The 23374-nt window shown below is 69.0% G+C and carries 25 protein-coding genes; 11 read left to right on the plus strand and 14 right to left on the minus strand.

Annotated features, from left to right (window positions below):
- From AC3WRI_RS22135 to rfaE2, 5 genes are all read left to right on the plus strand, one after another.
- Positions 1-802: enoyl-CoA hydratase/isomerase family protein (locus tag AC3WRI_RS22135; protein WP_492294103.1), on the plus strand; the 802-nt coding region annotated here is incomplete at its 5' end.
- Between the two features lie 74 nt (positions 803-876).
- Positions 877-1668, plus strand: coding sequence for a polyhydroxybutyrate granule multifunctional regulator PhaM (phaM, locus tag AC3WRI_RS22140; protein ID WP_011614369.1), 792 nt, complete (start codon positions 877-879; stop codon positions 1666-1668).
- A 37-nt stretch (positions 1669-1705) separates the two neighbouring features.
- Positions 1706-2971: a patatin-like phospholipase family protein gene (locus tag AC3WRI_RS22145; RefSeq protein ID WP_010811506.1), complete on the plus strand. Its 1266-nt coding sequence runs from the start codon at positions 1706-1708 to the stop codon at positions 2969-2971.
- Positions 2972-3171: 200 nt separating this feature from the next.
- A complete protein-coding gene (locus tag AC3WRI_RS22150; RefSeq protein WP_010811505.1) occupies positions 3172-4035 on the plus strand; it encodes a ferritin family protein in 864 nt (287 codons plus the stop codon).
- A gap of 717 nt (positions 4036-4752) precedes the next feature.
- Positions 4753-5247 (plus strand): D-glycero-beta-D-manno-heptose 1-phosphate adenylyltransferase, encoded by a 495-nt coding sequence (gene rfaE2 / locus AC3WRI_RS22155; RefSeq protein ID WP_010811504.1) that lies wholly within the window; start codon positions 4753-4755, stop codon positions 5245-5247.
- A gap of 15 nt (positions 5248-5262) precedes the next feature.
- On the opposite strand, the gene AC3WRI_RS22160 is transcribed toward rfaE2, so the two are convergent.
- Genes AC3WRI_RS22160 through AC3WRI_RS22170 form a run of 3 tightly spaced genes read right to left on the minus strand, consistent with a single transcriptional unit; the run spans position 5263 to position 7741 of the window.
- A complete protein-coding gene (locus AC3WRI_RS22160; RefSeq protein ID WP_010811503.1) occupies positions 5263-5979 on the minus strand; it encodes an SPOR domain-containing protein in 717 nt (238 codons plus the stop codon).
- Between the two features lie 41 nt (positions 5980-6020).
- Positions 6021-6863 carry a type III pantothenate kinase gene (locus AC3WRI_RS22165; protein ID WP_011614368.1) on the minus strand — a complete coding sequence of 281 codons (843 nt, stop codon included), beginning with the start codon at positions 6861-6863 and terminating at the stop codon, positions 6021-6023.
- The gene (locus tag AC3WRI_RS22170; RefSeq protein ID WP_037025304.1) at positions 6860-7741 is read right to left on the minus strand and encodes a biotin--[acetyl-CoA-carboxylase] ligase; all 882 of its coding nucleotides are present in this window, start codon (positions 7739-7741) and stop codon (positions 6860-6862) included. Before AC3WRI_RS22170 ends, AC3WRI_RS22165 begins: the two co-directional genes overlap by 4 nt.
- Positions 7742-7912: 171 nt before the next feature.
- Between AC3WRI_RS22170 and AC3WRI_RS22175 the strand changes: the two genes are divergently transcribed.
- The 5 genes from AC3WRI_RS22175 (at position 7913) to AC3WRI_RS22195 (ending at position 12808) form a co-directional block, all read left to right on the plus strand.
- A complete protein-coding gene (locus tag AC3WRI_RS22175; RefSeq protein WP_011614366.1) occupies positions 7913-9049 on the plus strand; it encodes an MlaE family ABC transporter permease in 1137 nt (378 codons plus the stop codon).
- Complete coding sequence (locus tag AC3WRI_RS22180) at positions 9046-9900, plus strand: ABC transporter ATP-binding protein (RefSeq protein ID WP_010811499.1); 855 nt, start codon at positions 9046-9048, stop codon at positions 9898-9900. Before AC3WRI_RS22175 ends, AC3WRI_RS22180 begins: the two co-directional genes overlap by 4 nt.
- Positions 9897-10838, plus strand: a complete 942-nt coding sequence (locus AC3WRI_RS22185; protein ID WP_011614365.1) for an MlaD family protein — start codon at positions 9897-9899, stop codon at positions 10836-10838. Before AC3WRI_RS22180 ends, AC3WRI_RS22185 begins: the two co-directional genes overlap by 4 nt.
- Positions 10839-10908: 70 nt before the next feature.
- The gene (locus tag AC3WRI_RS22190; RefSeq protein WP_492294104.1) at positions 10909-11538 is read left to right on the plus strand and encodes an ABC-type transport auxiliary lipoprotein family protein; all 630 of its coding nucleotides are present in this window, start codon (positions 10909-10911) and stop codon (positions 11536-11538) included.
- Between the two features lie 19 nt (positions 11539-11557).
- Positions 11558-12808: a VanZ family protein gene (locus tag AC3WRI_RS22195; RefSeq protein WP_010811496.1), complete on the plus strand. Its 1251-nt coding sequence runs from the start codon at positions 11558-11560 to the stop codon at positions 12806-12808.
- Positions 12809-12820: 12 nt separating this feature from the next.
- Here the strand turns inward: AC3WRI_RS22195 and pcp are convergent, their stop codons facing one another.
- From pcp to AC3WRI_RS22240, 9 genes are all read right to left on the minus strand, one after another.
- On the minus strand, positions 12821-13471 hold the full coding sequence (gene pcp / locus AC3WRI_RS22200; RefSeq protein ID WP_010811495.1) for a pyroglutamyl-peptidase I: 651 nt from the start codon (positions 13469-13471) through the stop codon (positions 12821-12823).
- 15 nt (positions 13472-13486) lie between these two features.
- Complete coding sequence (locus tag AC3WRI_RS22205; protein ID WP_010811494.1) at positions 13487-14437, minus strand: DUF979 domain-containing protein; 951 nt, start codon at positions 14435-14437, stop codon at positions 13487-13489.
- Positions 14438-14447: 10 nt separating this feature from the next.
- On the minus strand, positions 14448-15176 hold the full coding sequence (locus AC3WRI_RS22210; protein ID WP_010811493.1) for a DUF969 domain-containing protein: 729 nt from the start codon (positions 15174-15176) through the stop codon (positions 14448-14450).
- 100 nt (positions 15177-15276) lie between these two features.
- Positions 15277-16017, minus strand: a complete 741-nt coding sequence (gene pxpA / locus AC3WRI_RS22215) for a 5-oxoprolinase subunit PxpA (RefSeq protein WP_011614362.1) — start codon at positions 16015-16017, stop codon at positions 15277-15279.
- 55 nt (positions 16018-16072) lie between these two features.
- Positions 16073-17092 (minus strand): 5-oxoprolinase subunit C family protein, encoded by a 1020-nt coding sequence (locus AC3WRI_RS22220; RefSeq protein WP_011614361.1) that lies wholly within the window; start codon positions 17090-17092, stop codon positions 16073-16075.
- On the minus strand, positions 17089-17736 hold the full coding sequence (pxpB, locus tag AC3WRI_RS22225) for a 5-oxoprolinase subunit PxpB (protein WP_010811490.1): 648 nt from the start codon (positions 17734-17736) through the stop codon (positions 17089-17091). The genes AC3WRI_RS22220 and pxpB overlap by 4 nt, the downstream gene beginning before the upstream one ends.
- Positions 17737-17977: 241 nt before the next feature.
- Entirely contained in the window at positions 17978-18973 is a 996-nt protein-coding gene (gene lipA / locus AC3WRI_RS22230; RefSeq protein ID WP_010811489.1) for a lipoyl synthase, read from the minus strand.
- Positions 18974-19013: 40 nt separating this feature from the next.
- Positions 19014-19769: a lipoyl(octanoyl) transferase LipB gene (gene lipB / locus AC3WRI_RS22235; RefSeq protein ID WP_041687105.1), complete on the minus strand. Its 756-nt coding sequence runs from the start codon at positions 19767-19769 to the stop codon at positions 19014-19016.
- A gap of 170 nt (positions 19770-19939) precedes the next feature.
- Positions 19940-20308, minus strand: coding sequence for a DUF2917 domain-containing protein (locus AC3WRI_RS22240; RefSeq protein WP_010811487.1), 369 nt, complete (start codon positions 20306-20308; stop codon positions 19940-19942).
- A 248-nt stretch (positions 20309-20556) separates the two neighbouring features.
- Between AC3WRI_RS22240 and AC3WRI_RS22245 the strand changes: the two genes are divergently transcribed.
- Positions 20557-21513: a transcriptional regulator GcvA gene (locus AC3WRI_RS22245; RefSeq protein ID WP_010811486.1), complete on the plus strand. Its 957-nt coding sequence runs from the start codon at positions 20557-20559 to the stop codon at positions 21511-21513.
- A gap of 1 nt (position 21514) precedes the next feature.
- Here the strand turns inward: AC3WRI_RS22245 and AC3WRI_RS22250 are convergent, their stop codons facing one another.
- Both AC3WRI_RS22250 and AC3WRI_RS22255 read right to left on the minus strand, forming a co-directional pair.
- A complete protein-coding gene (locus AC3WRI_RS22250; RefSeq protein WP_010811485.1) occupies positions 21515-22594 on the minus strand; it encodes a tyrosine recombinase XerC in 1080 nt (359 codons plus the stop codon).
- 25 nt (positions 22595-22619) lie between these two features.
- Positions 22620-23306, minus strand: a complete 687-nt coding sequence (locus AC3WRI_RS22255) for a DUF484 family protein (protein ID WP_010811484.1) — start codon at positions 23304-23306, stop codon at positions 22620-22622.
- Between the last annotated feature and the right edge of the window lie 68 nt (positions 23307-23374).

Raw genomic sequence — 23374 nt, forward strand, 5'->3', positions numbered from 1 at the left:
CTCCCCCCGCTACGAGCGCTATCGCGCACTGACGCTGCGCCGCCACGGCCCCATCCTCGAAATCATCATGGGCGCGGCCCAGTCGGCCAACCAGAAGCTGGCCACGGCGGACGCCAACATGCACCGCGAGCTGGCCGAGATCTGGCGCGACGTATCCGCCGACCCCGAGGTGCGCGTGGCGCTGATCCGCGGCGAGGGCAAGGGCTTCTCCGCCGGCGGCGACCTGGCGCTGGTGGAAGACATGGCCAACGACTTCGAGACCCGCACCCGCGTCTGGCACGAGGCGCGCGACCTGGTCTACAACGTCATCAACTGCGACAAGCCGGTGGTCTCAGCCATGCACGGTCCCGCCGTCGGCGCCGGGCTGGTGGCGGGCCTGCTGGCAGATATCTCGATCGCGGCCAGGAGCGCGCGCATCGTCGACGGCCATACCCGGCTGGGCGTGGCCGCCGGCGACCATGCCGCGATCGTGTGGCCGCTGCTGTGCGGAATGGCCAAGGCCAAGTACTATCTGATGCTGTGCGAGTCGGTCAGCGGCGAGGAAGCCGAGCGGATCGGCCTGGTCTCGCTGGCGGTGGAAGAGGACGAACTGGTGGCGCGCGCCTTCGAGGTGGCCAACCGGCTGGCGGCCGGGTCGCAGACCGCGATCCGCTGGACCAAGTACGCCCTCAATAACTGGCTGCGCATGGCCGGCCCCGCCTTCGACACCTCGCTGGCGCTTGAATTCATGGGCTTTGCCGGCCCCGACGTGCACGAAGGCGTGGCGAGCCTGCGCCAGAAGCGGCCGCCACAGTTCAGGTAACGACGACGCAGCCGCCGGCCCGACGGGCCCTCCTGGCCAATCCCGGGGCTGCGCCGCACACGGAGCGCTCGACCATGTTCGGACAGATTCCCGATTTCACCAACGGCTTCGACTTCATGCGCCGGCTGTGGGGCAGCGGCAGCGGCATGCCCGCCGGCATGATGCCCGGCCTGCAGGCAATGACGCCGCCGATGGACCTCGACGACCTCGACAAGCGCATTGCCGACCTGAAGGCCGTGGAGAGCTGGCTGCAACTGAACACCAACCTGCTGCGCACCACCATCCAGGGCCTGGAAGTGCAGCGCGCCACGCTGGTGGCGCTGCAGACCTTCGGCAACGCGCTGTCGCCCGAGGCCATGCAGTCCGCCATGGAAAACGTCGCGCGCGCGGCCAACACGCCCAGCGCCGCAGCGCCGGAGCGCGACGCCGGCGCGGATGCCGACAGCGGCACGCAACAAGAGCCGCCTGCCGCCGAGCGCCCGCAAGCTGCGGCAAGCGACACCGATTCCGCCTTGCCGCCCAACGCCGCGCTGTGGTGGGACCTGCTGCAACAGCAGTTCAACCAGATCGCCAGCAGCGCCGCCGCGGCCAGCATCGCCCCGTTCGGCATGGGCGGCGTGGGCGGCTTCGGCACCGCAGCCAGCCCCGACGCCGCAGCGCAAGCGGCGGCTGCAAAACCGAAGACGGACGCGCCTGGCAAGGCCGCCTCCGCCGGCACGGGCAAGCCCGCCGCCAGGAAAGCGCCGGCAAAGAAGGCGCCGGCCAAAAAGGCGGCCAAGGCAAAACCGGCCAGGGACGCCGGCAACGGCGAGGACAATGGCAAGAACGGGGGCAACAACGGCGCCAACGGCAGCAGCGCAGCCTGACCGCCAGATACTCCGACAAATCGTCCACACCAACGCAATGCACCGCGAGTCCTTCCCGGCCCCCCACCCCGCGTCGCAATCCGGACCCAATCCCGCCGCCACCGCGCTGATCATGATGGGCGGCGGCGCGCGCGCCGCCTACCAGGCGGGCGTGCTGAGCGGGCTGGCGCGCATTGCCGCGCGGCACGGCAAGGGCCATGGCGCGATGCCCTTCGGCATCATCGCCGGAACCTCGGCAGGGGCGATCAACGGCGCCGGGCTGGCAATCCAGGCGGGGGACTTCCAGGCCGCCACGCAGAGCCTGGCGGCGCTGTGGCACAGCATCCATGCCGACGACGTCTACCGCACCGACGTGCTGCGCGTGGGCGTGTCGGGTGCGCGCTGGCTGTCCACGCTGGCGCTGGGCTGGGCCACGCAGCGGCGCGCGCCCCGTGCCCTGTTCGACAACACCCCGCTGGGCAGCATGCTGGGCGAGCTGTTCGAGCCCGAGCGCGTGCAGGCCAGCCTGGACAGCGGTGCGCTGCAGGCCTTCGCGGTCACCGCGCTGTCCTACAGCACCGGGCGCCACGTGACCTTCTACCAGTCGCACCACCGCATCCATCCGTGGCACCGCAGCCAGCGCATTGCGATCCCGGCGCCGATCACGGTTGACCACCTGCTGGCATCCGCGTCGATCCCGTTCCTGTTCCCGGCCATGCCGCTGGAGCTGGACGGCCACCATGAGTGGTTCGGCGACGGCACCATGCGGCAGATGTCGCCGCTGTCGCCGGCGATCCACCTGGGCGCGTCGCGCGTGCTGGCGATCGGCGCGGCCTCGCGCCAGCGCTCGGGCTGGTACGACACCATGCCGGCCGGCGGCTACCCGTCGCTGGCGCAGGTGGGCGGACAGGCGCTCGCCAGCATCTTCCTGGACGGGCTCAACGCCGACCTGGAACGGCTGCTGCATATCAACCGCCTGCTGGCGCGCATGCCGGAGCTGGCCGGCGACCGCGAGGGCTGGCGCCCGGTGCAGGTGATGACGATCTCCCCCAGCGAGCCGATCGAAGCCATTGCCGCCGAGCACCAGAAGCAGCTGCCGCGCACGGTGCGCGCCCTGCTGGCGCCACTGGGCGGCACCGAGGCGCGCGGCGCCGCCTTCGCCAGCTACCTGCTGTTCGAACCCGCCTTCACCCAAGCCCTGATGGCACTGGGCGAGCGCGATGCCGAGGCCCAGGCGGACGAGCTGGCGGCGTTCCTGTTCGGCGTCGTCCCGGGCACGCCACCGGCCGCGCTGCCGGTGGACGAACGCGCGCTTTCGCCCTGAGCACCCGCCAGCACATGGCGTCCTGCCAGGCGCCGCGGCTGGCACATTGACGCCTCGGCGCTCCGCTGATCGCCCGCAATATGCAGCCGGCTGCGCCAAACCGCGTCAAAAAGCGTTGCATTTGCCCCGATCCGGACTAAAAAAGGAGAAGAGAATAATTCGCATCTGGTAGAATCTGCCCGTAATTTCAAAGGCTTACCATGCTCTACCCCGAACTGTTCAAATCGTTGGAAGCCGTCCGCTGGCACATGGACAAGGACATCCCCTGGGACTCCTTTGACGCCAGCATGCTGACGGACGACCAGGCCAAGACCATCCGGATGAATGCGATCACGGAATGGTCCGCCCTGCCCGCGACCGAGATGTTCCTGCGCGACAACCGCCACGATTCTGATTTTTCGGCGTTCATGAGCATCTGGTTCTTTGAGGAACAGAAGCACTCGCTGGTGCTGATGGAGTACCTGCGCCGCTTCCGCCCGGACCTGGTGCCGACCGAGGAAGAACTGCACGCGGTGCGCTTCGAGTTCGACCCGGCCCCGCCGCTGGAAACCCTGATGCTGCATTTCTGCGGCGAGATCCGCCTGAACCACTGGTACCGCCGCGCCGCCGAATGGCACACGGAACCGGTGATCAAGCATATCTACCGCACCCTGTCGCAGGATGAAGCCCGCCATGGCGGCGCCTACCTGCGCTACATGAAGAAATACCTGGCGCAGTTCGGCGACAGCGCGCGCGCCGCCTTTGCCAAGATCGGCGTGCTGATGGCCTCGGCCCGCCGCACCGAGAAGCCGCTGCACCCGACCAACCTGCACGTCAACAAGGCGCTGTTCCCCAACGACACGGTGCAGTCGCGCCTGCCGGATCCGGACTGGCTCGAGCACTGGCTGGACGAGCAGATCCGCTTTGACGAAGGCTGGGAGAAGAAGGTCATCGAACGGATTCTGCACAACATGTCGCTGCTGTTCGAACGCACCTTCGAAACCGTGCAGGACCTGAACCGCTACCGCAAGGAACTGAACGCCAGCCTGCAAGGCTCGGGCGGGGCCCAGCCGGCGCAAGCCTGAGCGGCCAGTCCGGCAGCACGAAAAAAAGCCCCGCCGAAGCGGGGCTTTTCTTTTCCCTTCTTTTGCCTTGACGCATTCCCGACAAATGCGACCCGCGGCGGCGCACCGGACCTGGTCCGGCTGTGGCGGGTATTCTGCGATGCTGATTTCCTTGTCCCGGAAATTCGAGCGCCTGGCATGATAAACGAGCGAGTTGCCACGCAGGTAGTAACCGGTTACTACATCATTCCATTCCCGTCCCGCGCACTGCCGCGCTCTCGCGCGGCGGCGGCAAACCCACGCCTGGCGTCCGTTTGTCGAATAGATTTATATCCGGAAATAGAATATTTAAATCACGCCTCAATTACCCCGGCCATCAATTCGATGTAAATCCAGCATTACGAATTCATTTAATTCGTGGTGTAATGCCTAGCAATTCCGATAATATCGGAATTAGCGCCAGCCGCAGCTGGCAGCAACGCGCAGGCCGCGCATATCGACGCCGTGCGGCAGGCGCTGCAGGGCGCCTTGCGCGGCATTGCCACCGCGTCGGTGCAGCAGGCCCGGCCGGTCTCCGATCCGGCAGCCAGGGATGTCGCCAACGACGCGGCCATGAGGCTGTGCGTGACGGGGTAACCAGGACCCCGCCGCCGGCGGGGATCCCAAGAAGGGGTACCATCTCGGGCAAGCACGCCGGCTCCGACCAGGGGCCAGCCTCCACTTTCCGATGCCGACCCCATGTCCGTACCCGCTTTCGAATCCAAGCTGACCCTGCCTGACACCCCCGCCGCGCTGGCCGCGCGCATCGCCGCCTTGCCGCGCCCGCTGGTGTTCACCAATGGCGTCTTCGACATCCTGCACCGCGGCCATGCCACCTACCTGGCACAGGCGCGCGCACTGGGCGCAAGCCTGGTGGTTGGCGTCAACAGCGATGCTTCCGTAAAGATGCTGGGCAAGGGCGACGACCGTCCGCTGAACCATGAATCGGACCGCATGGCGCTGCTGGCCGCGCTGGAGTCGGTCGACCTGGTGGCGATGTTCCGCGAACAGACCCCGGTGGAACTGATCCGCCTGGTGCGCCCCGACATCTACGTCAAGGGCGGCGACTACGACATCGACACGCTGGAAGAAACCCGGCTGGTGCGCAGCTGGGGCGGGCAGGCCTACGCCATCCCCTTCCTGCACGACCGCTCGACCACCAAGCTGCTGACCAGGGTGCGCCAGGGCAGCTAAGGCAGCCCAGGGCGCTCAGGAGCAGGCCAGCACGTCCTCGGCGCCGTAGCGCTGGCGCATGGCCTCGAGCCGGGCACGCGCCGCGTGGTCGGCATCGCGCACGCGCAGCCACTGCCGCGTGAGCGGCCGCGCGGCCTCGGTCAGCATGGCGGTACGCACGCCGTAGCCGCGCAGGGTATCGAGATATTGCTCGGCACGCTCGCGCTCGCGGAAGAGGCCCAGCGACACCGTATAGGTGGGGGCCTCGGGCGTGCCAGCGGTCACCAGCGAGTACTCGGTCACATTGCGCCGGCGCAGTTCGGCCAGCTTGCGCTCGGCATGCTCGCGCGTGGGCTGCGCGGGCAGATGGACCCACCAGCGCACCTGTTCCTGCCGCGCGAACGCTTCCACGCGCAGCGCGGCGGCGGCCAGGTCTTCAGTGGCGCGGCGCGCCGCCTGGGCGCTGAAGCCACCGATCTCGACGCAAGCTGCCGCCAGCGTGGCGGACGGCAGCGCGCTGCGCGGTGCGGCACCCGCCGCCGGTGCCGACGCCGGCGCCTGCACCCGCATCCGCTCCCCACGAACTTGCTGCTGCAGCCGTTGCGGTTCACGCGGGGTTTCAAACCAGCCGGCCAGCGGGTTCGCGCCGAACACCCCGAGCACCGCCCCCAGCAGCACGGCATTGGCGAGCAGCAGCAACAGCGGGACGATGCGCGGCGAGCGTGGCCGGGCGGGCTGGCCTGGGGCGGTCATGGGTCGGGGCGGATTGAGGCTGTGAGAAGTTGCGCTGCGCGCTAGTCGCCGGCCGATGCCATCGCCATCGCGTGCAGGCCGAGCAGCACCAGATTATCGTGCATCTCGAACGGCACGGCGAGCGCGCCTGCCAGCGCGCCGCGGGCACCGCCGGACAGCAGGCAGCGCACGGGGCCCGGCCCGCGCTCGCCCAGCACACGCCAGGTGCGTTCGATGGCGCCGGCCTGCGCGGCCAGGCAGCCCGCGGCAATGGCGTCGTGCGTATTGTCGGCCCAGCGCAGGTGCGCGCCGGCCACGGTGCCGGCATCGTCCACGTCCAGCGCCGGCAACTGCGCGGTGTTGCGCGCCAGCGTGCCCAGCATCAGCGCCAGCCCGGGCAGGATCAGGCCGCCCTCGAAGCGCGCGCTGCCATCCGCCGCGGCCGTGACGATATCCAGCGTGGTGGCCGTGCCCGCGGTCACCACCAGCAGTGTGTCGTGCGGCAGCCAGCGGTGCGCGCCGATGGCGCCGACCCAGCGGTCCACGCCCAGTTGCGTGGGCTCGCGGTAGCCGTTGGCCAGGTTGCCGTGCGCGGCGGCGCTGCGCACCCATTGCACCGGCGCACAGCCTCCGAAGGCGTCGGCCAGCGCCACATCCACGGCGGCCGCGATCACCGGCCCGGCGACGTTGCTGATCCACACCGACGGCATCGGCCCGCTGCCGCGCAGCGCGCGCAGGTCAGCGGCCAGCGCCTGCAGCGCGCCGGCGTCGGCATGGGTAACCGCGCCGCCGTGCTGCCACGGCGTGGGCAGCGCGCTGGTGGCGGGCAGCGCCGCACCGGCTTCGCACCAGGCCCACTTGAGGCGGGTATTGCCGATATCGATCAGCAGGAGCGGCGCGCTCATGCGGTGTCTCCCTGCCCCGGCGCGGGCCGCAGCGACAGCTCGCCGCTGGCGATGCGCTCAAGCCCCGCCGGCGTTTCCAGCAGCAGGTGGCCAGCCTCGTCGACGCCGCGCGCCATGCCTTCGGCGATCACCTTGCCCTCGTGCAGCAGCCGCACCGGCTGGTCGCGGTAGGCATCGGCCGCGGACCAGCGCCGTGCCATCGGCCCGAAACCGTGCGCCAGGAACGCGATGCGCATGGCCGCCAGCCGTTCCAGCAGCGCGGCCAGCAGGCGCGGGGCATCGCGCTGCGCGTCGAAGCCGGGCATGGCCTCGGCCACGCCAGCCAGCTCGCGGCCCAGCGCCGCTTCCATCTGCGCGTCGCGCACCAGGTTCAGGCCGATGCCGATCACGGCCCAGACGCGCTGCGGCCCGGCGGGCACCGACTCGATCAGGATGCCGGCCAGCTTGCGGCCATCGATCTGGAGGTCGTTGGGCCATTTCAGCCCGATCCGTGCGCCGAGTCGCGCATCGACATCGCCCAGGGCCTCGGCCAGCGCCAGGCCCACGGCCAGGCTCAGGCCGCTCAGTTGCGCCGGCGCCAGCGCCAGTGGCAGTGCCACCGAGAAGGTCATGCCTGCCTGCCCCTGCCACGGCCGGCCCTGGCGCCCGCGCCCGGCGGTCTGGCGGTAAGCCAGGCGCAGCCTGGCGGCGTCGGTCCACGGCGCCTGGCGGCAGGCCGCGGTCAGGTCGGCATTGGTGGAGCCGGTTTCCTCCACCAGCTCCAGCGTCCAGTCGCTCAGCGCGGGCGACAGCATGCCGCGCAGCGCGCCGGCATCAATGCGCCAGTTGGCGCCGGATGGGGCGGAAGGGTCGGATGGAGTCGGAGGAACGGCGGACATGCGCGGCAAAGGGTTGGGATCGATGGCGATCGTAGAAAACACAGGCGGGGACGGGGTGCGGCCCGGGTGCCTGCGGCAGATGCCGCATTGTAGCCGCGCCGCCGCCTCGGCACGGCGCGGTCGCGCCAGCGGGGCGGGTGGCTTAGAATCGAGACTCGGCCATCACATCGCATGCCCTTGGAACGCCAGACGACGCCAGACTTCCATATCACGCGCGGGGACGGAACCGTCAGCGTAGCGCTGCGTGGCGACTGGACCGCGCTCGCCCTGGCCGGCTGCCACCAGGCGCGGCAACTGCGCGCGCAGCTGCATGAGCTGGCGCAGGCGCCAGACAGCGCGCAGTGGTCGCTGGCCGGCGTCGAGCGGCTGGACCATATCGGCGGGCAACTGCTGTGGCAGGCCTGGAACGGCGCGCTGCCGCAGCGGCTCGATGCCAGCGAGGGCCAGCGCCGCGTGTTCGAGCGCATCGCCGCGGTGCAGAACGAGGGGTGGAAGAAGCACATGGTGGACCGCTTCAACCCGATCACGCTGTTCGGCGCCAACGTGCTGTCGTTCGGCGCGCAGCTGCGCAGCGGCATCACCATGCTGGGCCAGCTGGCCTTCGATCTGCTGCGCTTTGCGGGTGTGCCGCAGCGCGGCCCATGGCGCGAGATCTCGGCCAATATCTACAACGTGGGCTACAAGGCGCTGGGCATCACCGCGCTGGTCGGCTTCCTGATCGGCATCGTGCTGTCCTACCTGTCGGCCAACCAGCTGCGCACTTTCGGCGCCAGCACCTTTATCGTCAACATCCTGGGCATGGCGGTGATCCGCGAGCTGGGCCCGGTGCTGGCGGCGATCCTGATCGCGGGGCGCTCGGGTTCGGCCATCACCGCGCAGATCGGCGTGATGCGCGTGACCGAGGAGCTCGACGCGATGCGCGTGATGGGCATCTCGCACGGCTTCCGGCTGATCATGCCGCGCGTGATCGCGCTGGCCATCGCCATGCCGCTGCTGGTGGCGTGGACCGACGTGATGGCGCTGGCCGGTGGCATGCTGGCCGCGCGCATGCAGTTGGGCATCAGTGCCACCTTCTTCCTGCGCGAGCTGCCCGATGCGGTGCCGGTAGCCAACCTGTGGCTGGGGCTGGGCAAGGGCGTGGTGTTCGGCATCCTGATCGCGCTGACCGCATGCCACTTCGGGCTGCGCATCAAGCCAAATACGCAAAGCCTGGGCGAAGGCACCACCGCCTCGGTGGTGACCGCGATCACCATCGTGATCCTGGCCGACGCGGTCTTCGCCGTCCTGTTCAAGGACGTGGGCCTGTGAGCGCCGCGCCAGCTACCGCCACCCAGGACGGGAAGGTCCAAAAGGACCGCACCCCGGTCATCGAGGTGCGCAACCTGGTCAAGCGCTTCGGCAAGGCCATGGTGCATGACCACGTGAACCTGGACGTCTACCGCGACGAGGTGCTGTCGATCGTGGGCGGGTCCGGCAGCGGCAAGACCGTGCTGCTGCGCCAGATCGTGGGGCTGGAGCGGCCCACCTCGGGCAGCATCAAGGTGTTCGGCGAGGACCCGACCCGGCTGCGCCCGGCGCAGCTGCAGGCGCTGCGCAACCGCTGGGGGCTGCAGTTCCAGCGCGGCGCACTGTTCTCGGCGCTGTCGGTGATCGACAATATCGCGCTGCCGCTGCGTGAGCTGCGCGCGCTGCCCGACAACCTGATCTGCCAGGCGGCGCTGCTCAAGCTGCAACTGGTGGGGCTATCAGCGCGCGATGCCGACAAGATGCCGTCGGACCTGTCCGGCGGCATGATCAAGCGCGTGGCGCTGGCGCGCGCGCTGGCGCTGGAGCCCGAGCTGCTGTTCCTGGATGAGCCCACCGCCGGGCTGGACCCGATGGCCTCGGACGACTACGTGGCGCTGATCCGCGAACTGCGCCGCGAACTGGGCCTGACGGTGGTGATGATCACGCACGACCTGGACACGCTGGTGGCGTTGTCCGACCGCGTCGCGGTGCTGGCCGACCACAAGGTGATCGCCGCGGCGCCGATCCCTGAAGTGGTGAAGGTGGACCACCCCTTCATCCGCGAGTATTTCCTGGGCGAGCGCGCCCAGCGCGCCATGCAGGCGCTGCCGCCGCACGCGCAGCCGGATGCGCCGCCCCCTGGAGAAGCATGATGGAAAACAAGTCACACGCATTCCTTGCCGGCGTGTTCACCATCGGGCTGGCCGTGCTGGTGCTGTTCGCGATCTTCTGGTTCAGCACCGACCACGCGGTGCGCGTGCCGTATGACCTGATCACACGCTCCACCGTCAACGGCCTGCAGCCGCAGGGCGATGTGAAATACCGCGGGCTTGCGGTGGGCAAGGTCGAGTCGATCAAGTTCGACCCGCAGGTGCCGGGCCAGATCATTGTGCGCGTCAACGTCAACAAGGACACGCCGATCACGCGCACCACCTATGGCACGCTGGGCTTCCAGGGCGTGACCGGAATCGCCTACGTGCAGCTGGACGACAGCGCTACGCACGACGGCACCACGGCCTCGCCGCCGCTGCCGACCTCGCCCAAGGCGGTGGCCCGCATCGCCATGCGCCCCGGCTTCTTCGAAGAGCTGGAAAAACGCGGCGATTCGCTGCTGACACAGGTCGAGACGATGATGGCCTCGCTCAACGACATGTTCCAGGGCGCCAACCGCGCCGAGCTGATGGCCGCGATCCGCTCGGTGCGCAAGACCGCCGAGGACTACTCGCGGTTGTCCGATTCGCTGGGCCCGGCCGCCAACCGGCTGCCGAAGGTGACCGAGAACCTGAACGCCACGCTGGAATCGACCCGGCGCCTGACGCAGGAGCTGGCCAACCCCAACGGCACAGTGATGCGCACCGTCGACAGCGTCGGGCGCGACCTGCAGGGCGCGGCCTCGTCGGTGCAGTCCGCGGCGGGCACCTTCAGCGAAGAGACCCTGCCGCAGCTCAATGGCCTGGCCCGCGACGCGCGCCAGACCGCGCGCACCTTCGAGCGCGCCGCCGGCCAGTTCAACGAAAGCCCGAGCAGCGTGCTGTTCGGCGCGCCCGCGCCCGCGCCGGGTCCGGGCGAGCCGGGCTTCAGCGCGCCGTAGCGCGGCCCGCATGCCGCCCCTCACCCGATACCGCCAACCGCGAGATACCGCCGTGAACCCTGCGACCGAGATGCCACGCTTGCTCCGATCCGCGATCTCCCGCCTCCAGGCCGCCCTGCTGCTGGCCGCCGCGGGGCTGGCGCTGTCAGGCTGCGCGCTGACGCGCGGCAACGACCCCACCGTCACCTACGACCTCGGCCCGCCGGCCGCCACCACCCCCGGCAACGGGAACCCTGCGCCGGCGCGGCTGCCCAAACTGCGCGTGGCGCAGACCGATGGGCCCAACTGGCTGGATGGCAACGCCCTCTTCTACCGGCTGCAGTATGCGCAGGCGCAGCGCCTGCAGGCCTACGCCACGCAGCGCTGGGTGATGTCGCCCACGCGCCTGTTCGACGAGCGGCTGCGCGAGGCCGTGGCCGCGCGCGGCACGCTGAGCTGGTTCGGCGACAGCAGCGTGCCGGCGCTGAAGGTGGACCTGATCGAGTTCGACCAGGTGTTCGACAGCGCCACCACCAGCGCAGGCGTGGTGCGGCTGCGCGCCACGGTGTTCCAGCATGGCATGCTCGGCCAGCAGACCTTCGAGGCACGCCGGCCCGCTGCCAGCGCCGATGGCGCCGGCGGCGTGAAGGCCCTGGCCGAGGCCAGCGACGCGGTGATCGCGGCGCTGCTCGACTGGATCGGCACGCTGCAGCTAAAGTAGACACGCAAGGAGAAATGCCATGGAGCCGGCTCCCCCGCCGCCCTCCGCGCCGCCCCCGGCGGCTCAGCCAACGCCGGAAGCCACCGGCCCGCAGCACTCGCCGCTGGCCCGAGTGGGGCTGATTTGCTTCACGCTGCTGGTCGTGTACGCCAGCCTGTACCCGTTCTCGGGCTGGGTCGACAACGGCGTTTCGCCGTTTGCCTTCCTGAGCGCGCCCAAGCCGCGCTACATCACCGACTTCGACCTGCTGACCAATGTGCTGGGGTACTTCCCGTTCGGTGCGCTGGTGGTGCTGTCGCTGCATCCGCGCATGTCGGGCGGGCGCGCCACGCTGGTGGCGCTTGTGGCCGGGACGCTGCTGGCGGCCTGCATGGAGGCCTTCCAGACCTGGCTGCCAAGCCGCATCTCTTCCAATATCGACCTGATCACCAATGCGCTGGGCGCGCTGCTGGGCGGCGCGGTGGTGGCGCCGTTCACCCGGGCCCTGATCGACGACGGGCGCCTGACGCGCCTGCGCCATGCGTGGTTCGAGCCGCACGCCAGCTTTGCCATCATCCTGCTGCTGCTGTGGCCGTTTGCGCAGGTGTTTCCGCAAGAGCACCTGTTCGGCATGGGCGGCATCGTGCGCGAATGGCTGACCGACCCGGAGTCCTGGCCGATGCAGGCGCTGCAGATGGTGTTCCCGCAGCTTGAGGCCTGGCAGGACCATTTCGGCCTGCGGCCCGAGGACATGCAGAGCCAGCAGTTGCTGGAATCGCTGGTGACCGCCAGCAGCTGGGTCGGCACCGGCCTGTTCGCCTCGATCGCGATGCGCCGCAGCGCGCCGATGCTGCGCATACTGGCCGGCCTGCTGGCGGCCGCGCTGCTGCTCAAGGCTACCGCGGCCGAACTGCAGTTTCCGTCCGAGAGCGCTTTTGTCTGGCTGTCCGAGGGCGGGCGCTTTGCCTTGCTGACCAGTTCGCTGGTGCTGGCGCTGCTGCTGTACCTGCCGCGCTGGCTGCGCGCGGTGCTGGCAATGGTGGCACTGATCGTGCTGGTGGTGCTGACCAATGTGCTGCCATCCAACCCCTATGCGTGGATCTCGGAGCAAGGCTGGCGCATGGGCCGCTTCATCCACTTCAACAGCCTGGCGCAATGGCTGGGCTGGCTGTGGCCGTTCCTGGCGTTCTGCTATGTGATCTGGCGCTTCGAACAGGTCAGCCTGCGCCGCCATGCCAGGAAAAAAGCCGCGGCGCGCCGTGAGGCGGCCGCGGCCGGTACGCAGGAATAGCGCTGACGGGGCCTAGTGCAACTGCCCGCCTTGCTCGCGCACATCGGCGCGGGTCGACAACGCCGTCGCCACCGCCGCGCGCAATCCCTTCACCAGCGTTTCCTGCGCCAGGCTGGGCTGGCCCGGATGGCGCGCCGCCTGCTCGGGCAGGTAGGGGATATGGATAAAGCCGCCGCGCACGTCGCCATCCGGCTGCTGCGACAGCCGGTGCATCAACCCGTAGAAGACATGGTTGCAGACGAAGGTGCCGGCGGTCTGCGACACCGAGGCCGGCACGCCCGCCGCGCGCATGTCGCGCACCATCGCCTTGATCGGCAGCGTGGCAAAGTAGGCGGCCGGGCCGCCCGCGACGATGGCGGTATCGATCGGCTGGGCGCCGGCGTTGTCGGCAATGCGCGCATCGTCGACATTGATCGCCACGCGCTCCACCGACATCTCGGCGCGCCCGCCGGCCTGGCCCACGGCAATCACCAGCGCGGGCCGCAGCACGTCGACCAGCTCGCCGATGGTATCGATCGCCGCGCCGAACACGCACGGCAGCTGCCGCGCCACGATCACCGCGTCGCCCACGCGCTCGCCGTCGAGCGCGCGCACTGCCTCCCATGAGGGATTGATCGGTTCATTCTCGAACGGCTCGAAGCCGGTCAGCAGCACGGTACGCATGGCGAGGCTCCGCAGTTACATCAGGAAGTACAGCAGCGCGATATTGGCCACCAGGATCGCCAGCGCGGTCGGCACCTGCGCGCGGATCACGGCGTTCTTGTCGTCGAGTTCCAGCAGCGCCGCCGGCACGATATTGAAGTTGGCCGCCATCGGCGTCATCAGCGTGCCGCAATAGCCCGAGAACATGCCGATCGCCGCCATCACCGCCGGATTGCCGCCGAACATGCCGACCAGGATCGGCACGCCCACGCCGCCGGTCATCACCGGGAAGGCCGCGAAGCCGTTGCCCATGATCACGGTGAACAGCGCCATGCCCACGCAATAGACCGCCACCGCCACCAGCTTGTAGTCCATGTTGATATAGGCGGTGGACAGGTGCGCCACCGCCTTGCCCACGCCCGCGTCGGCGAACACCAGGCCCAGCATCGCCAGCATCTGCGGCAGCACCAGCGCCCAGCCCAGCGACTCGGTCAGCCGGCGCGACTCGCGCAGGCCCTGCGCCACGGTGTCGCGCGTGAGCCAGCACACCACCGCCAGCGAGATCAGGCAGCCGATCCCCAGCGAGACAAAGGTCACGTTCTTGGGATCGAGCAGCGGCACGCCGGCGATCTTGACGTCCTTGAACAGCATGGTGCCGATCACGGTCACCAGCGGGATCAGCAGCGCCGGGATGAACAGCCTGTTGCCCAGGCGGCGCGCGCTGGCGCGGCGTTCTTCCTCGGGCAGGCTGTGGTGCTTGCCGTGGCCGACGCCGCCGAAGCCCGCAATCAGCGCCATCACCACCGCGCCGATGCCGACCGCGGCCGGCGGCAGCCGGTCGCCAATCAGGAATACGATCGCGTACAGCAGCCAGAACAGGCCGGTGCTGAGGCGGCGCGGATGCTCGCGGTCGGCGAAGGTCATCAGCGCGGTGATCGCCAGCACCAGGCCCGCGAGCCAGTAGAGATATTCGATGGAAATGATCATGGCGGGCTCCTTACTCTGCGCTCTTGGCAGGTACGGCGGCCGCGGCGGCCTTGCCGCCCAGTTCGCGCTCGAGCCAGCGGTCCAGGCGCTTCAGGCGGACGGCGTGGATCAGGAAGGCGCAGATCGCGGTGGGGATGCCCCACACGGCAATATGCAGCGGCTCAACGTCGATGTTCGACGACAGCAGGAAGGTGTGCATCAGCGCGATCGCGCCGAAGGCCACGAAGATGTCCTCGCCAAAGAACAGGCCGACATTGTCGGTGGCGGCGCAGAACGCCAGCACGCGCTGGCGCACCGGCTCGGGCAGGTGGCCGAAGCGGTTCTCGGCCGCGCCCTCGGCCATCGGCGCCAGCAGCGGGCGCACCATCTGCGGGTGCCCGCCCAGGCTGGTCAGGCCGATCGCGGCGGTCAGCTCGCGCACGCCCAGGTAGACGATCAGCAGGCGGCCAACCGTGGCCGAGGCAATGCGCGCGATCCATGCCTGCGCATGTTCGCGCAGCCCGTGCCGCTCCAGCAGGCCGATCACGGCCAGCGGCAGCAGGATGATCAGCGGCAGGTTGCGCGCCTTGACGAAGGCGGTGCCGATCGCCGAGAAGATCTGCATCAGCGGCATCGGCGCGGCCAGCCCCGTGGCCAGCGCGGCGAGCACCACCACCAGCATGGGATTGAAGCGCAGCACGAAGCCGACAATGATGACGCCGACCCCGACAAGGGGCCAGAGATTGACTGCCTGTTCCATAAGAGACACCAAACGAGTGTGACGGAAGCGAGCGGACGGCAGCCGTGTCAGCGCACGACAGCGCCGGCCGCAGTGGATGCTGGCGGTTGAGACGGAGTGCTCAGTCGCCGGCGCGGACCGCGATGCCTTCCGCGCCCAGCCGTTCCCGGATGCGCCGCGCAAAGGCCAGCGCGTGGGCGCCGTCGCCGTGCAGACACACGGTTTCGGCTTGAATCGGTACCCAGGTGCCGTCGATGGCGCGCACGCGTTTCTCGCGCACCATGGTCAGGGTCTGGTTCAGGGCGACTTCCTCGTCCTCGTGCAGCGCGCCCGGCGAGCCGCGCTTGACCAGCGTGCCGTCGGGGTTGTAGCCGCGGTCGGCAAAGACCTCCTGCTTGACGCGCAGGCCGGCCTCCCTGGCGATATCGATCATCTGGCTGCCGGCCAGGCCGAAGAACACCAGGTCGGCATCGAAGTCGCGCACCGCGCGCACGATGGCGCGGGCCAGCGCCGGATCGCGCACGGCCTGGTTGTACAGCGCGCCATGCGGCTTGACGTGATGCAGCTCGCCGCCCTGCGCGCGCACGATCGCGTCGAGCGCTCCGATCTGGTACAGCACGTCGGCGTAGACGTGTTCCGGGTCGCGCTGCATCTCGGTGCGGCCGAAGTTCTCGCGGTCCGGGTAGCTCGGGTGCGCCCCGATCGCCACGCCGCGCTCCAGCGCCCACTTCACCGTCTGCACCATGGTGGCCGCGTCGCCCGCGTGCCAGCCGCATGCGATATTGGCCGAACTGATCAGCGCCAGCAGCGCCTCGTCGTTGGCACAGCCTTCGCCAAGGTCAGCGTTCAAATCGATCTGCATTGCCATTCTCCTGTGCGGCGCACTGCGTCGCCCGATTGATGTTGCGCGTGCGCGCCTATGCCGCCACGCGCGTGCTTGCGCGCCGCCGCGCGGCGATGGGCATGCCATCGCCCTGCCACCGCAGCGCCTGGTCGATCTGGCGCAGGTAGCGCTCCAGCTCGGCCTGCGCCGCCTCTGCCTGCGCCAGCGTCACCTGCACGAAACGCACCGGCGCACCCAGCGGCACCTGCGCCAGCCGCCACAGGTCCGCACCGATCACCACGCCGATCTTGGGGTAGCCGCCAGTGGTCTGCGCATCGGCCATCAGCGCGATCGGCTGGCCGCCCGGCGGCACCTGCATCACGCCCGGCACCACGCCATGCGACAGCAAGTCGGCGCTGCGCTCGGCGCGCCGCGCCAGCGCGGGCCCGTTCAGGCGCAGCCCCATGCGGTTGCTGTTGGGCGTGACGGTCCAGTCGGCCTGCCACAGCGCGGCCCGCGAGGCCGCGTCGAAGTCTTCATATTCAGGCCCCGGCAGCATCCGGACCGGCGTGGCCTTGCCCGCGATGCTGGCAGGCAGCGCCCACGCCGGCGCCTGCACGCCGATCCAGTCGGTCTCGGCCGCCAGCCCCGGGCGCCCCGCCGTCAGGCGGTCGCCTTCCTGCAGCGCGCGCCCGCCCAGACCGCCAAAGCCTGACTTCAGGTCGGTGCTGCGCGAGCCCATCACCGGCTCGACCTCGATGCCGCCCGCCACGCACAGGTACACGCGCGTGCCGCCGCGCGTCGACGGCAGCGTCAGCGTCTCGCCCTTGTGCACGTCAAAGGCATGCCACGACCACACCGGCACGCCGTCCAGGTTGGCGCCGCATTCGGCACCAGCCAGCGCCACGCGCATATCGGCATGGAAGCGCAGCGCGGCTCGGCCCAGCGTGAATTCAATGGCGGCACAGCCCGGCGCATTGCCGAGCAGGCGGTTGCCCACCTCCACCGCCAGCATGTCCATGGCCCCGCAACGGCCGACGCCAAAACGGCGAAAGCCGGTACGGCCCAGGTCCTGCACCGAGGCAAGCGCGCCGGGACGAATGATTTCGATCACGCGATGATTTCCTCGGCAACAAAGCGCACGGTATCGCCGGGCGCAAACAGGGACGGCGGATCCCGGTCCGCCACGAAGAGCTCGGCATCGGTGCGCCCGATCAGCTGCCAGCCGCCCGGCAGCACCGCCGGATAGATCCCGGTCTGCTCGCCGCCAATGCCGACCGACCCGGCCGGCACCGCCACCCGCGGCTCACGCCGGCGCGGCGTGGCCAGCTCCGGCGCCAGACCGCCCATATAGGCAAATCCCGGCTGGAAGCCCAGGAAGTAGACGACGTACTCGCCGGCAGCATGGCGGCGCACCACTTCCCGCGGTGTCAGCCCGGTATGGGCCGCCACATCGCCCAGGTCCGGGCCATGCTCGCCGCCGTAGCGCACCGGGATCTCCACCAGCTTGCCGGTGGCATTGCGTGCCTCGCCGGAGGCCCAGGCGAGCTTCAGGTTGCGCTCCAGCGCGTCCACATCGGCGCTGCCGTCGAAGATCACGGTCAGGTTGTTCATGCCCGGCACCACGTCCACCACCCCGCGCCAGTCCTCGGCCCGGGCAGCCATCGCCCAGATCCGGCGCTGGACTTCCAGCGATGCGGGGGGAGCCACGCTGTACAGCAGCGCCTGCTCGGCGAGTCGGTGGACGGTGCAGTTCATGAGATTCCCGGTAGCGCACTTGCTACCAGTTTAGGCAGGCAAGCCGGAATGTGACGTGTTTGTATTTCATCGATAATTTATCGATGAATTCATAATATCGAAATGAGACGAGGAGAAACAGTCAGGATTGACCCTAGGGGTGCAAGGGCCACTGCGACCGGCTGCACCATGGCCGGGCACCAAAGAAAAACGGCCGGGAAATCCCGGCCGTCTCTGCTCGATCAGTGTGCAGCGCTGTCGTTCAGGCAAACCCAGCCTGATGCGCCTGCTGGTCGGCATGGTACGAACTGCGCACCATCGCGCCCACCGCAGCGTGGGTGAAGCCCATCTTGTAAGCCTCTTCCTCGAACATCTTGAAGGTGTCGGGATGCACGTAGCGCAGCACCGGCAAGTGGTGGTTCGACGGCGCCAGGTACTGGCCGATGGTCAGCATGTCGATATCGTGGGCGCGCATGTCGCGCATGACTTCGAGGATTTCCTCGTCGGTCTCGCCCAGGCCCACCATCAGGCCGGACTTGGTCGGCACGTTGGGGTTGCGGCGCTTGAATTCCTGCAGCAGCTTGAGCGAGTGCTCATAGTCCGCGCCCGGGCGCGCCTGCTTGTACAGCCGCGGCACGGTTTCCATGTTGTGATTCATCACGTCCGGCGGGCAAGCCTGCAGGATGTCCAGCGCCTTGTCCAGGCGGCCACGGAAGTCGGGCACCAGCACTTCGATGCGCGTGGCGGGCGACAACTCGCGCGTCTGCGAGATGCAGTCGACATAGTGCTGGGCGCCGCCGTCGCGCAGGTCGTCGCGGTCGACGCTGGTGATCACGACGTAGTTCAGCTTGAGCTGGGCGATGGTGCGGGCCAGGTTGCCCGGCTCGTTCACATCCAGCGGATCGGGGCGGCCGTGGCCGACGTCGCAGAACGGGCAGCGGCGCGTGCACTTGTCGCCCATGATCATGAAGGTCGCGGTGCCCTTGCCGAAGCATTCACCGATGTTGGGGCAGCTCGCTTCTTCGCACACCGTCACCAGGTTGTTGGCACGCAAGATGTCCTTGATCTCGTAGAAGCGTGAGCTGCCGGTGGCGGCCTTGACGCGGATCCAGTCCGGCTTCTTGAGCTTTTCGGCCGGCACGATCTTGATGGGGATGCGTGCGGTCTTGTCGGCCGACTTCTGCTTGCGGGTCGGGTCATACTGCTCCGCGGGGGACTGCGGGGCTTCGCTGGAAGTGGCGATCAGGGCGTCGCTCATACATTTCTCCGCACGCGCTCAGCGTGCATTTCGCTTTTGACTAGGAGGCCAGGGCCGTCTCACCCGGCTGCTTCGCTTCAGCCGGGGCGGCAGTTCCTTCGGCAGCCAGCGCGCGGGCTTCGTGCGCTGCCAGCACCTCGCACAATGCTGCCGCCAGGCGCAGTGCGATTTCCGGTTGTTGTGCCGCGGTCACGGGCAAGGGGGCGCCGTTGGCATCCGCCGCCGCGAAGGTGGCGCCTGCGCTGGCCATGTCGACTGTTTCCAGCCCGGCATAGCCGCAGGGATTGATGCGCAGGAACGGCGACAGGTCCATCTGCACGTTGAGGCTGACGCCGTGGTAGCTGCAGCCGTTGCGGATCTTGAGGCCGAGCGCGGCAATCTTGGCGCCCTGGTGCGGCCCGTCGGACAAATAGATGCCGGGGGCGCCGGGCTTGCGTTCGGCTGCGAGATTATACGCCGCGAGCGTGTCCAGCACCGCCTGCTCGATGCCGTGCACCAGTTCGCGCACCATCAGGCGGCGGCGGCGCAGATCGAGCAGCAAATAGGCCACGACCTGGCCGGGACCGTGATATGTGATCTGCCCGCCACGATCGATCTGCACGACGGGAATCCGGTCGTCCGGGGCGAGCAGGTGCGCGGGGTCGCCCGCCTGGCCCAGGGTGTAGACCGGCGGATGCTCGACCAGCCAGACCTGGTCGGGCGTCTCGGGCGTGCGTGCGGCGGTGAAGGCGCGCATCGCGTCGAAACACGGCTGATAGTCCTCGCGGCCGCGTTCGATGACTTGAATCGGATGCATGGCGAGAGTGTAACGAAAAGGGCCGGCTTGCGCCGGCCCTGCCTCGGTCACTTGTGCTGCCCGCTCAGGGCGTGGTCCGGCGGGAATCGTCCGATGCGTCACGCGACCAGACCAGGCGCAGATGCCCGCGGCTGCGGTGTGATGCGGACGATGCCCCGCCGGCCTTCGCCTCAGGATGCGGTGACCTGGTCCTGGTTAGGCGTCCACTCCGTGCCTCGAACCAGACGGCGCAGGCTGCGATATACCAGGTGCGGCACATCAGCCAGCGCCAGCGCCGGGCGGCGGGCTTCCGCGATCAGGGCGAGGCGCACCGGGTGCAGCGCACGCGGGTCAACGCTCAGCACCACCTCGTCACCCGAGCGCAGCAGCAGGCTGCCGCCACAACGCAGCCAGTAGTCCTCTGAATCTTTCTCGCGGGTCAGCCATACGTCAGCGCCGCGGGCCTCTTCGACATGCAGGCGCTGGGCAGCATGCACCGACAGCGTGGTGACTTCGCCAGGATTCAGGGTGAACACGGTCGTTGTGAGCACGGTTTTCATGGTGGTTCTCCGTTCAGCCGGCCTCGGCGGGGATACGCCAAACCCAGTACGAATTCGCGGCGGGGTACCGGAACTGGCCCGGCAAGGGGACCAGGCCAGTTAAATCCTCTGAATATCGCCGTGAAGTAAATGACTACTGCGGGGGCCGGTGATGGAATATTAGTGATTGCCCGGCCACTATCAAAACGATATATTTTCTTTGTTCTTGTTAGACAAACTCACATACACACGACCGCCTGGAGACCACCATGGCATGGAAGAGCGCCTGGGAAAAGGACCTGCCGCGCGGCTGGCACCGCGAGCTGCCGCGCCTGCCGGCGCTGACCGCGCTGCGCGCCTTCGAGGCCGCGGCGCGGCACGAGAGCTTTTCGCGCGCGGCCACGGAGCTGTTTGTCACGCACGGCGCGGTCAGCCACCAGATCCGCGCGCTGGAAGACGAACTGGGCATGCCGCTGTTCGAGCGCCACGGCAAGCGTGTCGCGCTGACGCCGTCGGGGCGCCTCTATGCCGAGCGCGTGCGTGACGCGCTGCTGCAGATCGCCGATGCCACGCGCGCGCTGCAGGCCGGCAACCGCGACAAGCGCCTGACCATCAGCACCATGCCGTCGTTTGCCGCGCGCTGGCTGACGCCGCGCATCGGCAGCTTTATCGAGCGCCACCCGGAGCTGGATGTCGAGCTGCTGTCGTCGAACACGCTGGTCAACTTTGCGCATGAGGAAGTCGATATCGCGCTGCGCATGGGCAGCGGCGACTATCCCGGCCTGTATGTGGAGCGGCTGCTGGACGACGTCTTCTTCCCGGTCTGCAGCCCCGGCTTCAATGGCGGCCGCCTGCCCGAGCGGCCGCAGGACATGGCGGGGCTGCCGCTGCTGCGCGGCGAGGGCGATCCGTGGAAGCCGTGGTTCGAGGCCGCCGGGCTGGACTGGCCCGAGCCGCGCAAGGGCCTGCTGCTGGAAGATTCCTCGCTGCTGCTGCAGGCCGCGTCCGAAGGCCAGGGCATTGCGCTGATCCGCTCCTCGCTGGCCTACAACGACCTGCTGGCCGGGCGCGTGGTGCGGCTGTTCGATGTCAGCATCCCCTGTCCATGGCTGCTGTACTTCGTATGCGCCCCGGGCTCATTGAACCTGCCCAAGGTGCAGGCGTTCCGCGGCTGGCTGCTGCCCGAGATCGAGCGCTTCCGCGAGGTGCTGGCGCAGTGGGAGTGAACTAGTCTTCCGACGCTTCGCCGGAGTCAGCAGGATCGGCGGCTGCGTCCGCCGCCGGCCTGGCGCGCGCCCGGCCGGCCCGCGGATGGGCCTTGTCGTAGACCTTCGCCAGATGCTGGAAATCGAGCGCGGTATAGACCTGCGTGGTCGAAATGCTGGCATGGCCCAGCATCTCCTGCACCGCGCGCAGGTCCCCCGACGACTGCAGCACGTGGGTGGCAAATGAGTGCCTCAGCATATGGGGATGCACATCGGCCGGCACGCCGGCGCGCAGCGCCTGTTGCTTGAGCCGCAACTGCACCGTGCGCATCGACAGGCGCCGCCCGCGCGGGCCGAGGAACAAGGCGTGGGCATCTTCCGGCAAGGCGCCTGGGCGCAGCAGCGTGTCGCGCACCGCCAGCCAGGCACGCAGCGCCTCGATGGCCTTGCTGCCGACCGGCACCGAGCGCTGGCGCGAACCCTTGCCGGTCACGGTGACTTCCGCTCCGGCCAGGTCGAGCCAGCCGCTGGAGCGGTAGCCGTCGGCATCGGCATAGCGCAGGTCCAGCTGCACCAGCTCGGACAGCCGCAGCCCGCTTGAATAGAACAGCTCATGGACCGCTTGGTCGCGCAGTGCCTGGGCATCCGTGCCGGCAGGATGCGCGACCAGTGCCACCGCATGTTCGACCGACAAGGCCTTGGGCAGTGCGTGGCCAGAGCGCGGCGCGCGCACGCCGTCGACCGGGTTCACCGTGACGCCATGGCCGTGGCGCGCCGCCCACTGGAAGAAACCGCGCCAGGCCGACAAGGTGCGCGCGATGCTGGTGCCGACCAGCCCGGCGCCATGCAGCCGCGCGGCAAAGTTGCGGATATGGTGGGTCTGCAGTGCCAGCAGGGCCACGCCGGGTGCATAACGCGCCGCGTGCCCCTGCAGCACGCGCAGGTCGCGGCTGTAGCTGGTCAGCGTGTGCTCGGCCAGCTTGCGGCTGCCGCGCAGCCAGTCCAGGTAGCGTGTGACCAGCGGCTCGGGTGCCGGCGGCGGGCCGTCGCTGGCAGGAGCGATATCCGCAACCACGCTGCGGGGCGGCCGGCGTGCAGTCATGGCGTCAGGCGTGGGCCGCCGCGCCTCAGTCGCGCAGCCGGTGCAGCGCGGCGCCGGCGACTTCGCCGATCTGCGACAGGTAGGCGGTGCCCATGCCTTCGTGGAAACGGCGCGGATCGGGCGAGCCCAGCACCAGCAGGCCAAAGGCTGCGCCGCGCACGTCGGCACCGGCCTCGGCATCGCCGGCACGCACCGGCACGCGCAGCGTCACCATCGCCAGCGAGGTGATATCGTCGCGCTCCAGCAGCCCCGCGGCCTCGAAGCCGCCGTTGCTGCCGCAGTACGGCGCACGCAGGCCTTCGGCAAAGATGCGCAGGTCTTCGCTGGCGCCCTGCGCCACTTCCATATGGACGTATTGCTCGGCGACATCCCACAGCCTGAGCGCCACCGCCGGCACATCGAACACCTGCTGCAGGCCGTCCTGCACTGCATAGGGCAGCGCGTGCGAATCGGCTTCGGCCAGCAGGCGCAGCTGCCAGGCATGCATGCGTTGCTGGGTGCGGTCGTTGTCATGGCCGTGGCGGACCAGGTCCGCCAGGCGCAGCTCCAGGCCCTTGTTCTTCTCGCGCAGGATTTCCATCTGGCGTTCCTGCAGCGACACGGCGCGGTGGCTGTGCGGGCTGGTCAGCTGCACCGCGGCCAGCAGCTCGGCGTGTTCTTCGAAGAATTCGGGGTGGCTCTGCAGGTAGGCGGCAACGTCTTGGGCGTTCATGGGGCGTGGACCGGTAGAGGTAAAGTGGGTGGCAGTTTAGCAAAGGGGACCGGCGGCACAGCCGCGGC

It is taken from the genome of Cupriavidus sp. FW305-27 (genome assembly GCF_058787995.1).